Origin of the sequence: Paenibacillus polymyxa M1 (assembly GCF_000237325.1) — a bacterium.
GTDB lineage: Bacteria > Bacillota > Bacilli > Paenibacillales > Paenibacillaceae > Paenibacillus > Paenibacillus polymyxa_C.
Map to the genome: position 1 here is coordinate 4,069,719 of NC_017542.1, position 15,288 is coordinate 4,085,006.

Below are 15,288 nucleotides of genomic sequence, written 5' to 3' on the forward strand. Positions count from 1 at the left end.
GCAAAAACAAGGCCGTTTTACTTGCGGCTTAAGCCAAGTTCAGGAATTAATTTGGCGAAAGTATCATGACTATCCTTCAGTTGACGTGCGAATGCCTCTGCATCCTGGACACGCAACCCTAACCCATGCTTCCGCATTTCCTCCCTGAATTGCTCGTCTTTCGTCCCCTTGATCAGTGCATCCGCTAACGTTCGAGCCACCTCATTCGGTGTATCCTTGGGTACAGCCAGCCCTCTCCAAGTGCCAATAAAATGGACACGTAGCCCAGTCGCCTGCTGAAGTGTCGGCACCTCTGGAAACGCTTCCGAAACAGTGTCTGCTTGGATCGCCAGTATGCGAAGCTTCCCATCGTCCACGTATTTCTTTACTTCTGCGGGGCTGACGGGTACAGCATCCACGAATCCACTCATTAAAGCAGAAACTGCTGGGCCTGCTCCCTCATAAGGAATATGGGTAAAGCGGACTCCGCTTTTCTGCTCCAGCATCGCGGCAGCGAGGTGCCAGATGCTTCCTGTGCCTGCATTACCCATTTTCAGCTTGCCTGGATGGACCCTAGCATCCTCCAGAAATGCCTCCGCTGTCTTCCAAGGCGCATCCGCCCGAACCGTAATGGCAGAAGGGTCCATATTGGTTTGAAGCAGCGGCTTAAAACGCTCGTAGGTGATGGGTAGCAGTCCCAAATGTGGTAATGTAGTCAGTTCAGCGACCAGATACGTTACGGTATAACCGTCCGCCTGCGCCTCAGCTCCCTCCATCAGCCCGACAGAACCGCCACCGCCTGTTCGATTAACGACGATGATCGGCTGCCCGAGATGCTTTTCGGCGGCTTTAGCCAACGCTCTTGCGGTAATATCTGTACCGCCCCCCGCCGCATATGGAACGACAAGCGTTACTGGCTTCGCAGGAAATATACGACTGTGATCCTGCAGGGTACGGTGATCCACATATTCACTGATACTCAAGGCAGAAAGCATAGCCACTCCTGCCGCAACCAGCACATATTTTTGCCATGGCTTTTTCTTCATTACGCTTCCTCTTCTCCAAAAATGAACTGGGCCCATCTTGCACCCGTTGTCACCTCCAACCTTTGCAGACATATTGTTCACGCTTACATGAAGTCAATGTACCGCACCGTGGAGGTCCACATCTATCGCCTAATCCTCGTATTTATCTTCGATTTCACCAAAGCGCCGATCTTTTGACCGATCTGCATATTCATTAGAAGATTTGTTGATTTGTCTGAATTTCCCTGGGGTCACTTGTTTATACTTGCGGAATACACGAATAAAGCTGTTCTCATTTCGGTACCCGACCTGTTCTGCAATTTCACCAATTTTCAAATGCGTTTCACATAGCAATACGCATGCCTTTTTGACACGTAATCCAGTCAAATAATCGTAAACGGTAGTCCCCGTTTCCTCCTTGAACATACTGCTCACCGAGGACACGCTCATGTGAACATGATCCGCAATTTCCTGAAGCCCGATGTTCAAATGCAGATAGTTTTCCATATAGTCGATCGTCTCTTGTACGCGTACAAAATCTTTGGACTGTTGGCGTCCATGCCATTTTTCTGCAATATCATTCAAGATAATGGCCAGCAAAAGCTCAATGTCTTGAAGGTCTAGCGTCAGAATCTGATTCCAATGATAATCAGCGAGCTGATCTGGCGGTGTCACACTCTGAGTGGCACACCATTTTAGCAAATCTTCCAGCAGTTCATGAACAAATAGGTAGACCTGGTTTGGAGATGTCCTATAGTGTCGAAGTTCTTCTACCCACTGGCTGACTAGCTTTGCACTTGCACCAGGCTCCTGTGACTCCACAGCACGAATCAGATCCACACGCCGATGGTCCAGTAATCTTGCATCCTGAGCCTGATCCTGTGATTGCACATCCCCTATGCAATCCCATTTCACATTTATGTTGCTGCTCATATTCATATGTGAACGTCCATACCCCTCGTATAAACGTAAATTAAGCGCCTCTTTTCCTTGTATAAAAGACGCCCGTACCTCTTGAATATCTGTGACCTTATGGCCGATCCCTACCGAAATAGTCATGGGAAGATACTCCCCAACAACCTGAATTAGCCTGTCAACGCTCTTACGAAGCCATGTTCTCTCTTTGGCTGCTCCCTCTGCTCCAACTTCATATACACTCTCCCTGAGCTGCAGCAGGACAACCAGACCATTCTCCTCCTCCGGCGCACTGACTGCTTTCCACTGAGGCTCAAGCATCTCCAGCAAAATATTGTTCAGCGCATATTTGAGCAGCATTTTGTCCTCTTCTGGAAAGCTTGCTGTCCATATAGAATACCGATCAATCGACACGACCATAACAACCAAAGAAGTACGGTCCCAATCAGAAAAATACTGCTCCCATTTCGTACGCATTTCCTGTACACCCATTCTACGCTGGATGACATCTTCTATATATTTGGAACGCAGCTCCGGCAAGCTTCGCTCTACCACCAATGATTTGCGTTGAAATTCTCCAACCAGCTTGCTAATCACAGGTTCCAGATCATACAATCCTCCCTGGCGTGTTCCTTTATTGCCTGAATTCAGGAGACTATTAATTTTTTTCATGGGGCGAAAAGCGGCATAATTGTAATAGTACACCGCTGAGCACCCAGCCAGAATAGAGATCAAGGCCAGCCACAGCATCATATTACGCGCCAGCTTCACATTTTTCAGTAGCTTGTCCATCGGTACGAGGGATACTAGACGCCAGCCCGTGACATCGGAGAAGGTCTGGTTCGCCATGTATTCCATATCTCCAATTTCTACATAAGCGTAAGGATTCACATCCAGCTCTTTCAAAACCCTGCCCATCTCATTTAAGGGTAAGGACGATCTCAGCTTGGGATAGATCAGCTCACCCTCCAGATCATAGACGTATTGCGAGTTGGATAAATGAATATACAATTTGGAGAAAAAACGGTCGTAATCCAAATTGATTAACACTGCACCGATGACCTGTCCATTCTCTACTATAGGCCTAGCCAGCGAGAGTAGTTCTATCGTGCCATGCTGTTGATCCGTGCCATACCATCTTCGCTTAATCAGTAGCGGCTTTTTGTGAATGTTCTGAATCCAGGGAACCCAGGTTGTATCCGGTGCCTGGTTCCAATCGGGCAAATAACCATAATTGCTGGAGATGAGAGCATGATTCTCCAAAGAAATGACTTCAACCGAATAAATTTCTTCGCTCGAAGAAAGGGTTTTCAAATATTTCTGAAGCCGATCTATAACGGAAGCTTTGTTGGATACCGACTTTCCGTCCGTATGAATACGTATAAAAGACTCTACATCCGGATGGTAAGCCGCATCCAGCGCCTTGTTATCCGACTCACGGAAAGCCCGATTGGTCACATCCAGATTGATTTGCAACAAATCTATATTAGGTGTGTTCAGCTCGGTATCCAAACCTTCACGGTATCTTGAATACGATAGCAAGCCGATCACGCTGATCACGAGCGACACGCACAGCGTGAGCAGCAGGATCAGTCTTGTCTGCTTATTTTTCAGTATCAAACGAAGCTTAAGTCGCAACATTCCTGTAACTTCATCCTTCCGGACTACGTTGTCCATCTTCCTCTTACTCTATATTAGATGACATATTACCTCTACATCTATTTGACGCATGAAGTGGAATTTCCTGCCTTTACAAATCAAACTTAACAGAAGTCTCATCATTAAAAATAAAAAGAAGAAGTCTCCCTGTACAAGGTAGAACTTCTTCTTACGTGCTGCCTGCCTTCATTGGTCAGCAGCATAGGTATTCGTATTACAGTGTCAGCTCGTCTTTTCCACCTGAAAACGATTCAGTTCCCGCTGCATCTCCTCGCGAATCTGGCGAAGCTCCTTTACCTTCTCAGCCGATTCCTCGAAGGAACGCTTCTGCTCCACCGTGGAAGCCGTAATCTCTTCACTGCCTGCGGCGGACTGCTGAGTGATTGCGCTAATATTCTCAATAGCTTGCTGCACCTGTACACTCAGTTCTCGCGATACATTCATGTCTATGGATAACTTGCTGACTTGGCCGGCAATTTGCTGCACTTTGCCACTAATCTCTCTAAACGATTCTCCGGTGGAGGAGGTTGCCTTCTCCTGCTCGCGGAACAGCTCCTGACTTTGCTCCACAGAAGCCTTCACCTTATCCATAGCCTGCGTGATCCCCTCAACAGCGGTATAAATTTTCTTTACAGCAGATTCAGATTGACTCGCCAGCTTTTTCACTTCATTGGCAACAACAGCAAAGCCTTTTCCCGCTTCACCCGCACGTGCAGCCTCAATCGACGCATTCAAGGATAAGAGCGACGTCTGGCTGGCAATTTCAGATACATAACCGGTCATAGTTGTGATCTCGGCTGCATTAGACTCCAGCTCTCTGACTGTTTGCTCCACTTCGGACATTGCTGAACGATTCTCCGCAACGATTCGCATTTGATCACTCATGACACGCGCACCCTGCTCAATGACACGCAAAGCATCCTCACTATACGCGGTGGATTGCGTGGTCTCCAGCAGATTTGATTCAAACTTCTGCTGCATATCATCCACCACGCCAACCGTCGATGACAGGTCCTCAGCAATTTTCTGACTACCTATCGCAAGTTCCTCTGTTGATGTGCTGACTTGTGTCACAATTTCCTTCATGGCCTCATTGTGCTGATCAATATCCCGAGCCATCAGATCGACACGATTCCCCGCCTGATCAATGGAGAGTACAATGCTGCGCAAGTTCCCAATCATAACACGGAAAGATTCATTGAGCTCGTCCAGTTCATCTCGGCCCTTTGTTTGAGGAAGTTGAACGGTTAAATTCCCCTCGGCAATTTGCTTCGCTGCATCCGTTAACTTGCGGGTTCTAAGGGCAAGCTGCCTGGAGGTATATGTATTATATAGCCCAACCGCCACTAGAAGTAGAACTGCGCCTGTCAAGGCTAATTGCCAAGTAAAACGAATACTCTTGGTCAACTCTTCTGTGTATTGGTCGTAACGCGCCTTGGTCAGTAGATCCAGCATAAATACATCGTTCTGAATCCCCTGGGCACGCATGGCCTCTCGTTTGGATTCTGGGCTGTTCTGAGCACTCATCGCTTTTTCCGTTGCTGCTTTCAATTGGTTAAATTTTGTTTTAATCGTATCCAGTCGCTTTTGCTGTGCTTCGGTCTGCATCATGCCCTGTGAAAGCAAAGTAATCGTTTTTTCAGACTGAGTTAGCTGATTTTGCACATCGGCTTTGTTGCTCTCCGTCATGGAAGTAGAATAATTTTGCAGCGCCTGCCCCGACTGAATCAAATAGGCATTAAGCTGCTGTACATTCAACATAGCTGGAACAAGATTACTGCTTTGAGCGTTAATACGTAACAATTCAAAAATGATATAAGCTACTAAAGCCAGGCAAGCGATCAGGGAAATCATCGCGTTAAGCACCAGTTTACCTTGCAGTTTCATCAGTATTCATCCTCCGTTTGCGAAAATTTATTGGGTGGGTACAGTAAGTGTGCCGGATTTGATTTTTTCCATTAAATCATCCATCACCTTTTGCTGATCCGGATTCAGTGTCACGACACGAATAGGCGCCAAACCTATACCTTCTTCCGCAAGTCCAAACACCATATCCTTCTCCGTAAATTTTCTTTGATGATCTGCAAAGCCTTTGACTACTGTATAAATTGCAGTGTCTACATTTTTAATCATTGAGGTCACTACCGCTTTTTCCGCAATAAAAAACTGGTCGCTATCGACCCCGATGGCGAATTTATGCTGCTTCTGCGCTTCCTGTAATGCACCTACACCGGTTAGCCCTGCTGCTGCAAAAATGACATCAATCTGATTCTGGTTGATCATGTCATCTGCAATTTTCGTACCCAGCTCCGGCTTGCCAAAATCTCCTGCATACGTTGCCGTAACTTTCGCATTAGGTTTGACTGATTGCACCCCTGCACGATACCCAATTTCAAACTTTTTCAGCAGAGGAGATTCCGCACCTCCAAGAAAACCCACCTGTTCCGTACGACTCGTCAAACCGGCAACAACTCCGGCCATAAAACTGCCCTCTTCTGCTTTGAACGTAATGGAGGCCACATTCGGCAATTCCGATGTTTCATCCACGATTAAAAATTTACGGTCTGGATTCTTTTTGGCAACGGCCTCCAAACTGTCCTTCACCATATAACCCAACCCAATGATTAAATCTGCTTTTTCTTGAACAAGCTGATTAAAAGCAGCATCATACGTCTTGGTCTCAGTTATTTCCCGGTATTCAAAAACAATCTTCCCCTCATCCCGTGCCTTGACTAAACCTCGAAAAGCCGCGTCGCTGTAAGATTGGTCACCCAGACCAATATCTGACAGTACGATTCCCACCTTAATGGGTTCGGCCTTGGTTTGTACGTCTGATTGCCCACATGCACTTAGCAATAATGCAAAGATCGTGACAATGGGAATCCACCTAAAAGTTAATAATAGAGCTCGTTTCTTCATGACATATCACCTCAACATAAAATGCAAATCCCCAACATCTTTATATCGGTTATAAAAGCATATTTTTTCATAAGAATTTCTGTAAATTCATTGTTAATAGAAGTGTGATAAGTGTGATGTCTTTGTTTATTATGTAAAAAATGTATATTTTTCATTGTTTTTATTATACGAACTGTCTAAATTCATTTATCTCCGTTTATCTCGAAAGATTAAAGTGTAATTTCCATTGAAAAACCTAGGTATTTTGAAACTGAAAGGAGCTACATTTAGAATGACTTCAACAAATTCAATTCCGCAGCCTAAAACATATGGTCCCTTAGGAAATCTGCCCTTGATCGATACACATGCCCCTGTCCAGTCTCTGGTTAAGCTTGCTAATGAGCACGGTCCCATCTTTCGCATGGATCTGCCTGAAGGAACGAACATTTATATTTCCGGTCATAAGCTGGTCGCAGATGCTTGTGATGAATCCCGTTTCGACAAACAGGTGTGGGCTCCCTTACAAAAAGTACGAGCTTTTGCCGGAGACGGACTATTCACAAGCTGGACTGAGGAACCGAACTGGCGCAAGGCCCACCAAATATTGCTACCAAGCTTCAGTCAGCGGGCTATGAAGGGTTACCACAATATGATGCTTGATCTTGCTGTTCAGCTGGTACAGAAATGGTCTCGGCTCAATCCAGATGAAAGTGTAGAGGTACCGGAAGATATGACCCGGCTGACTTTGGATACCATCGGATTATGCGGCTTTAATTATCGTTTTAACAGCTTTTACCGCGACCAGCCCCATCCGTTCGTGACCAGTATGACACGCGCACTGGATGAAGCAATGGGTCAGTTGCAACGCCTCAATTTGCAAAACAAGCTGATGTTATCGAAGAAAAAACAGTTTAAACACGACATCGAAACGATGTTCTCTCTAGTGGACAGCATTATTCAAGAACGCAAAACCGTGGGCAACCAAGGTGAAGAGGATTTACTGGCACGTATGCTGGAAGGCAAGGACCCGGAAACAGGTGAAACGCTGGATGATGAAAATATCCGTTATCAGATCATCACCTTTCTCATCGCCGGTCATGAAACGACCAGTGGGCTTTTATCCTTTGCCATTTACTATTTGCTTAAAAATCCACGAACGCTAACTAAAGCCTATGAAGAAGTAGATCGCGTGCTCACCGATTCGCTGCCTTCCTATACTCAGGTGCGTGAGCTCAAGTACATAAGGATGATACTGAATGAAGCTCTGCGACTATGGCCGACAGCGCCCGCCTTCTCTCTCTTTGCCAAAGAAGATACACTGCTCGACGGAACCTATCCGCTTAAAAAAGGCGACAGCGTCAATGTACTCATCCCGAAACTGCACCGTGATACCGAGGCTTGGGGCGAAGATGTTGAGGAATTTCGACCGGAACGCTTCGAGGACCCTTCCGCCATTCCGCAAGATGCCTACAAACCCTTTGGCAACGGTCAACGGGCCTGTATTGGACAACAGTTCGCCTTACAGGAGGCCACCCTTGTGCTGGGGATGGTACTGAAACATTTTGAGCTGATTGATCATACTCATTATGAGTTGAAAGTCAAAGAAACGCTCACACTCAAGCCGGGAGGCTTCACCATTCAAGTACGTCCGCGCAGCACACAGACTACCATCATGTTGCCAGGTGCCGCTCAAGAACTTCATGAAAAGGAGGAACAAAAAGTTGCAGCCCCCCATGCCGAAAAGCATGATACTTCTTTGTTGTCTTTATACGGCTCGAATCTGGGTACAGCTGAGGGACTTGCAGGTGAACTAGCCGATTTAGGTCGGAATTGGGGTTTCAAGAGCAGCATAGCAACTCTGAATGATCATGTGGACCATTTGCCTAAAGAAGGCGTGGTACTTATTACGACCGCAACTTATAACGGGCATCCGCCGGATAATGCTGATGCCTTCGTAGAATGGTTGAAGGAGGTAGATGAGGGACAATTGGCAGGCATAAGGTACGCTGTCTTTGGTTGCGGTGACCGGAATTGGGCCAGCACGTATCAGCGCATTCCAAGGATGATCGATGAACTGATGACTGCCAAAGGGGCAAAACGACTGTATGATCGCGGCGAGGGCGACGCTAGTGGTGACTTCGAGAAGGATTGGGAAGTCTGGAACCACGGCTTATGGCCGGAATTGCTGAATGCTTTCGGGATAGAGCACAGTGATACAGAACCACAGGACACCAGCAGTCTGAGCATAGAGTTTGTAAGCGACGTACTTAGCGCTCCTCTGGCGGCCAACTATGAGGCAGCTACTGCCGTTGTTACTGTGAATCGTGAACTGCACGCTGCTGAAAGTGAACGCAGTACTCGGCATCTGGAGATCCAATTACCAACCGGATTGTCCTATCGCGAGGGTGATCATCTGGGTGTTTTGCCGCGTAATCCTGCTTTGCTGGTGAATAGGGTAATGCAACGCTTTAAGTTGCAGGATCAAAACTACATCGTATTGAGAGGCAGTGACCGGGATGCGGCGCATCTCCCCTTAGATCGGCCTGTCAGCGTAGGAGATTTGCTCACTCTCAGTGTGGAACTGCAAGAACCGGCAACCAGAGCCCAGCTACGGCAACTGGCATCCTTTACAGTGTGTCCTCCGCACAAGAAAGAAATCGAAGCTTTGCTAGAGGATACCACCTTTGATCAAGAGATACGAAAGAAGCGTGTCACGATGCTAGATATTCTGGAGAAGTATCCAGCCTGTGAGCTGCCATTTGAAAATTTCATCTCACTGTTACCACCACTCAAGCCTAGATACTACTCCATCTCCAGTTCTCCGCTTGAATCGGAGAATTCAGCGAGTATAACTGTGAGCGTTGTGCGTGGACCAGCCCGTAGCGGACAGGGCGAATACCTCGGTATTGCCTCCAATTATTTGGCACAGCTCCAACCAGATGATCCGGTTGTCATTTTTGTGCGAAAGCCTCAGTCTGGCTTCCGTTTGCCGGAAGACCCGACCGTTCCTGTCATCATGGTCGGTCCGGGTACTGGCGTTGCCCCATTCCGCGGATTTCTCCAAACACGCCATGTGCTTAAGGAGAGAGGAGAACAGCTCGGCGAGGCTCATTTATACTATGGCTGCCGTGATCCAAAGCTCGATTATCTATACAAGCAAGAGCTGCAAACCTGGGAGCAGGAAGGAATCGTTACGGTTCATACAGCCTTTTCACGTCTGCCTGGTCAACCTAAAAGGTATGTACAGCACGTTATGAATGAAGGGGCAGACACTCTGATTCACTTGCTTGATGAAGGAGCGCATCTGTATGTATGCGGTGATGGTAGCCGGATGGCCCCCGACGTTGAAAACACGCTCTGTGCGGCTTACGCGGATATACACCATACAAGTAAAGAAGAAGCGCAGCAATGGTTGGATCATCTCCAACAGGAAAAACGCTATGCCAAGGATGTCTGGACAGGTATCTGATGATAACGGTATTTAAAGATCCATCATGTTAAAAATAAAAGGGACTGACTACCAGGCATCGATCTCGTTGGCTAGTAGTTCAGTCCCTTTTATGATTTGCTCTTGCTCCACCATTTGGAGGCAACCACCTCTGCCCTACTTTCTATACGTTCCATGACCTCCTCACGACGTTTGGCTTTAAACAGGTCAATCATATCCACCAAATCATTGCGGTCCAATAATTTAACCCCGTTGACAGCAGCAAGTGTTTTACAGGATTCCGTGTAACGTCCGGAGGTGATGACAACAGACTTATCGGCCGCATAATAACGCATAGAAGTGTAAATTTCCTGTACAGCCCCCAAGCCGACTGGATGTTGTACAGCATAACGCTTGGCCTGAATTACGACTCTGGCGCCTTCACGGTCTGTAAATACCAAATCCGCTCCAAAATCGCGGCTGCTGGTTGTTTTATAAATGTCCTTATAGCCAAGTGCGGATAATAGCCGCTGCAAATAAAGCTCAAATTCCGAGCCGTCCTCCATACGATCTATATCCTGAATTCCAATTTTACGCGGGTCCAGATCACGTAAAATCCGATTCCGACGATCACGTACCATCCCCCTGATGGTGAGCACAAGCAGTAATAGTAATACAATAAGTCCTATTCCTAATTCCTTATATGCCGATAATTGCTCCAGCAGCATTCCTCTTCCCCTTTTCTACAGCAGGTATGCGAGCGGTATATTCCTTAGTAGGCTTACCGTTACCACCTATCACACTGACACAGTTTTACACAAAAGCAACCCCGCCGAATTCGACGGGGCTGCCTTCATTTTATCTCAAAGTTGCCTACATTCTAAACTCCGCAATATTATTCACGATTCAGCAAAGATTCTCCGGCAATACCAGGCTGAGTCATCTGGTACGGGTCCAATATAATGTCCAATTCTTCCTCAGTCAGTACATTATACAGCAGACACAATTCACGTACCGATTTGCCAGTCGTAATTGCTTCGCGGGCAATGCGTGATACTACCTCATATCCGAGGTGCGGATTGAGCGCTGTAATAATACCTACGCTGTTCTCTACATATTCACGGCACCGCTCCACATTTGCTTCAATTCCTTCCACACAATGAACACGGAAAACGTGGAAGCCCTGCTTCATAATTTCCAGCGATTGCAGCAAATTATAGACAAGTACAGGCTCCATCACGTTCAGCTCCAGTTGGCCCGCCTCCGAAGCCAAGCAGATTGTATGATCATTACCAATGACCTGAAAAGCAATTTGGTTAATGACCTCACACATGACTGGATTTACCTTGCCCGGCATAATGGATGATCCTGGCTGACGAGCAGGCAGACTCAGTTCTCCCAAACCAGCACGAGGTCCAGAAGCCATCAAGCGGATGTCATTAGCCACCTTGGACATATTCATCATACAAATCTTCAAGGCAGCAGACACTTCGGTATAGGCATCCGTATTTTGCGTGGCATCTACGAGATGTTCATCTGCTTCCACAGGAAAGCCACTGACCTCAGCCAGTACCTCAGCGACACGCTGAATATAGCGGCGGTCTGCGTTCAAGCCAGTACCCACCGCTGTTGCACCCATATTAATCGTTAGCAGGTGCTCCTTGGTCGCACGGACACGTCCGATATCACGGCCCAGTACACGCGCATAAGCCTGAAACTCCTGCCCTAATCGGATCGGTACTGCATCCTGCAAGTGGGTTCTACCCATTTTGATCACACTATCAAACTCATTGGCCTTGCGGGAAAATGCTTCCTGAAGCTCACTCATGGTGACTAACAGCTTATCAATCATACTTAATACAGCCAAATGTACGGCCGTAGGAAAAGCATCGTTTGTCGATTGCGCCATATTAACGTGATTATTAGGACTGATCTCCTGATAGTCTCCTCGCTGCTTGCCGATCAGCTCCAGCGCACGGTTCGCAATCACTTCATTTGTATTCATATTAATGGACGTGCCTGCGCCGCCCTGAATCGGATCGACGATAAAATGATCATGCAACTGTCCTTGAATAATCTCGTCAGCAGCCTGAATAATGGCCTCTGCTTTGGAGCGATGTAGACGGGTTAGTTCCATGTTTACCGTCGCTGCTCCCTTTTTTACAATCGCCATGGCTTTAATCAACTCAGGATGCAATCGTTGGCCTGTAATTGGAAAATTTTCTTTTGCTCTTAGAGTTTGTACACCGTAATAAGCATCTGACGGCACTTCCTTGGTTCCTAAAAAATCATGCTCCAGCCTCATATTCTTTGATTCCTCCGCTGTGTTTGCTACGTTCTTCAATTCAGTACAGTCAAATGACAAAAAAGACCTTTTCGGATCTCCTCTTCATTATACGTTCCAATTCTCGTGCTTTACCAGTCGAATAAACGCGGAAAAAGGTTATGTAATCCTATGACAAGTTATGATTACCCGTAAATACCACGGTTATTCGGCAAATGCTCAGCTATAACTGGAATACAGATTTAAAGGCTTATAATAATATCGAGTGGCGTGCAGCTGACCATCGGCTGATTGAGCGTAGTTCGGAATAACACCAGCTTCCACAAACCCGATCGACTCGTATAATCTATTAGAAGGATCTCCCACTCGCGTATCCAGTACCAGTAGAGTTCTATTCTGACGCACTGCCTCTTCTTCGGCTGCCTTCATTAACTGTCGTGCGATCCCAAGCCTGCGTCCAGACGGATGCACCATAAGCTTTGCAATTTCCGCACGATGTGTAGCGTTTGCTTTTTGGGCTAACTGAAGCTGAACCGTCCCAACAGGTACTCCGTCCTTCTCGGCAATCCACAGTACTACACCGTCCTCAAGCACACTGTTCCAATAAGCTGCTGCCTCCTGATACCCTAGGGGTGGTAAGAAACCTATAGATGCACCATCAGCAACCACGTCAATCAACAGCCTGCTTAGTGAATCTGACAATGTTTCGCTGAGCACTTGAACAGGGTATATTCTCACTTCGTTAGACATTGTAATTCCTCCTGATGAGTTCGATAACATGCAAGAAAGAAAGTAAACTATCTTTTTAGGACAGATTACTTACCATCATACTTCGTTTACTTAATCACCCTTACTTCTATTACTGCTCTGCCATATAAAAGAACTCCCACAGATGACCATCCAAATCCTGAAAGCTCCATCCATACATAAAACCATGATCTTGAGGCTCATTTGAGGGTTTGCCGCCTGCTTCCAAAGCTTTGCGGACGATCTCGTCTACCTTTTCTCGGCTCTCCACCGAAAGAGCAACAATCGCTTCTGTGCTTTTCGTGGCATCTGAAATTTCCTTTGTAGTGAACGCTTTAAAACGTTCTTCAACCAATAGCATGACAAAAATATGCTCACTAACAACCATGCAGGTTGCATGTTCATCCGTGAACTGAGCGTTGAATTCAAATCCGATGGTAATGAAAAAATCAATGGAGTGTTGCAGGTTTTTAACTGGTAAATTCACAAAGATTTGTTTAGCTGTTACTCCCACGACGCTTCACCTCTTCCTTCTACTTTATCATACGACTTCTCCACAAAAGATAACTTAACTATCTCACAAAGTCAATCAATCTGACATTTACATAGTTCTATGGTCGATAAGTCAATTGGCTTGCTTGCTACGCTCTTTCCGAGTGTTTTTCACCGAACTACCAATGCTTACCTTATCTCCTAGCTTTACACCATGACTAGGCTAGTACATCAAAATGGCTTCAGATGTTTTTCCATCCTGAATCACTTGATCATCCACTCTTAGATATAGAAGCTGTCCCCCTCCCCAATTTTTCTATGATTACGCTTACAAACATATCCTATATTTAAGATACCACAAATTAGCCAATTTAGTACCTTAATTATGTAAAATGAATTCTTCTTGCCGTAGCATAATCAGATCATATTATTGTAAACTTGTTCTAATACAGAAAAAGGTGGCACACACGCTATGGAGCATTTGCTTAACGATCAGGTCAAAAATATTCAAATCAGCGGCATCCGCAAAATCGCCAATAAAGTTGCCGCATTACCCGGAACTCTGTCATTAACGATTGGGCAGCCGGATTTCCCTACCCCTGCGCATATTATGGAAGCTGCCCATCGGGCAATTGATGAAGGTCGGACCACTTATACACCTAATCCGGGACTGCCGGAATTACGAGAAGCTGCAGCAGCGTTTGTAGCCCGTAAATACGGTCTGAATTACCGTGGACTGGATGAGGTTATCGTGACGAACGGAGCCAGTGAAGCCCTGGATATTACCCTCCGCACGATTTTGTCACCTGGAGACGAGGTTATTCTACCTGTACCCATCTATCCAGGATATGAGCCATTAATCCGTTTGTCAGGCGGCATTCCTGTGTTGGCTGACACCCGTAACAGCGGCTTCAAGCTAACGGCAGAGGTACTGGAACCGTATCTGACCGAGCGGACAAAGGCAGTTATTCTCGGTTATCCTTCGAATCCAACCGGACGAGTGATGAGCCGCAAAGAACTGGAAGCAGTCGCAGATTTGCTTAAGGAACGCGATTTGTTTATCATCACGGATGAAATATACAGTGAACTGATTTACGATACACCGCACGTATCTATTGCAACTCTTCCAAGTATGCGGGAGCGTACCATCGTCATTAACGGTCTCTCCAAATCACATTCCATGACAGGATGGCGCATTGGTTTTACACTTGCACCCGCTGAGATTACACAGCATATGGTCAAAGTGCATCAGTACAACGTGACCTGCGCTAGCTCAATTAGCCAATATGCAGCACTGGAAGCCCTGACCGTCGGGGTAGACGATGCACTTCCGATGCGTGAGGAGTACCGCAAACGTCGCGACTATGTACACAAAAGGCTGACAGATATGGGGATTCCGCTGGAGAAGCCTGAGGGAGCCTTCTATCTTTTCCCTTCCATCGCCCATTTTGGATTAAGCTCAATGGACTTCACCTTGAAGCTGCTGGAAGAGCAAGGAGTAGCCGTCGTGCCGGGAGATGCTTTTTCTTCCTATGGCGAAGGTTATATTCGCTTATCTTACGCTTACGGACAGGATGTACTGGAGCAAGGGTTGGATAAAATAGAGAGGTTTGTTAGGGGAATTGTTAGGAGTTAAGGTGGGAGAGGCGCTACGCAGTCCATTTGATCTTCCGATCGCTGTTGCTGGGGGATTCTTGAATGGATAAAACACTTATAGGTAAGAATCCCACAGCAAAGGCGAACGCTGCCGCTTCTCCAGATTCAATTGGCCCGCTTCGCTCACTGCCCGCCTTAAAGTCCCACAATTATCTAACGTGTGTGGAGTGGTAGGGTTAAAAACATTACTCACCCGCCTCACGCGG

General features: G+C 46.6%; 10 protein-coding genes. 2 read left to right on the forward strand and 8 right to left on the reverse strand.

Features of this window, described 5'->3' with window-relative positions; all coding sequences use genetic code 11:
* Positions 1 to 17: 17 nt before the first annotated feature.
* The 4 genes from PPM_RS18250 to PPM_RS18265 all read right to left on the reverse strand — a co-directional run bounded on the left by PPM_RS18250 (position 18) and on the right by PPM_RS18265 (position 6,497).
* Complete coding sequence (locus tag PPM_RS18250; RefSeq protein ID WP_013372257.1) at positions 18 to 1,025, reverse strand: tripartite tricarboxylate transporter substrate binding protein; 1,008 nt, start codon at positions 1,023 to 1,025, stop codon at positions 18 to 20.
* Between the two features lie 129 nt (positions 1,026 to 1,154).
* A complete protein-coding gene (locus PPM_RS18255) occupies positions 1,155 to 3,596 on the reverse strand; it encodes an AraC family transcriptional regulator (RefSeq protein ID WP_016324581.1) in 2,442 nt (813 codons plus the stop codon).
* A 204-nt stretch (positions 3,597 to 3,800) separates the two neighbouring features.
* Entirely contained in the window at positions 3,801 to 5,465 is a 1,665-nt protein-coding gene (locus PPM_RS18260; protein WP_016324582.1) for a methyl-accepting chemotaxis protein, read from the reverse strand.
* 27 nt (positions 5,466 to 5,492) lie between these two features.
* Positions 5,493 to 6,497, reverse strand: coding sequence for a BMP family lipoprotein (locus PPM_RS18265; RefSeq protein ID WP_016324583.1), 1,005 nt, complete (start codon positions 6,495 to 6,497; stop codon positions 5,493 to 5,495).
* 271 nt (positions 6,498 to 6,768) lie between these two features.
* Here PPM_RS18265 and PPM_RS18270 point away from each other — a divergent pair, with 271 nt between their 5' ends.
* Positions 6,769 to 9,945, forward strand: a complete 3,177-nt coding sequence (locus PPM_RS18270) for a bifunctional cytochrome P450/NADPH--P450 reductase (RefSeq protein ID WP_013372262.1) — start codon at positions 6,769 to 6,771, stop codon at positions 9,943 to 9,945.
* 89 nt (positions 9,946 to 10,034) lie between these two features.
* Here PPM_RS18270 and PPM_RS18275 read toward each other — a convergent pair whose 3' ends face one another.
* The 4 genes from PPM_RS18275 to PPM_RS18290 all read right to left on the reverse strand — a co-directional run bounded on the left by PPM_RS18275 (position 10,035) and on the right by PPM_RS18290 (position 13,448).
* A complete protein-coding gene (locus tag PPM_RS18275) occupies positions 10,035 to 10,631 on the reverse strand; it encodes a restriction endonuclease (RefSeq protein WP_013372263.1) in 597 nt (198 codons plus the stop codon).
* Positions 10,632 to 10,798: 167 nt separating this feature from the next.
* Positions 10,799 to 12,208, reverse strand: coding sequence for an aspartate ammonia-lyase (gene aspA / locus PPM_RS18280; protein ID WP_013372264.1), 1,410 nt, complete (start codon positions 12,206 to 12,208; stop codon positions 10,799 to 10,801).
* A 198-nt stretch (positions 12,209 to 12,406) separates the two neighbouring features.
* Positions 12,407 to 12,937, reverse strand: a complete 531-nt coding sequence (locus PPM_RS18285; RefSeq protein ID WP_013372265.1) for a GNAT family N-acetyltransferase — start codon at positions 12,935 to 12,937, stop codon at positions 12,407 to 12,409.
* Between the two features lie 109 nt (positions 12,938 to 13,046).
* Complete coding sequence (locus PPM_RS18290) at positions 13,047 to 13,448, reverse strand: VOC family protein (RefSeq protein ID WP_013372266.1); 402 nt, start codon at positions 13,446 to 13,448, stop codon at positions 13,047 to 13,049.
* A gap of 450 nt (positions 13,449 to 13,898) precedes the next feature.
* Between PPM_RS18290 and PPM_RS18295 the strand changes: the two genes are divergently transcribed.
* Positions 13,899 to 15,062, forward strand: a complete 1,164-nt coding sequence (locus tag PPM_RS18295) for an aminotransferase A (protein ID WP_013372267.1) — start codon at positions 13,899 to 13,901, stop codon at positions 15,060 to 15,062.
* Positions 15,063 to 15,288 lie beyond the last annotated feature (226 nt).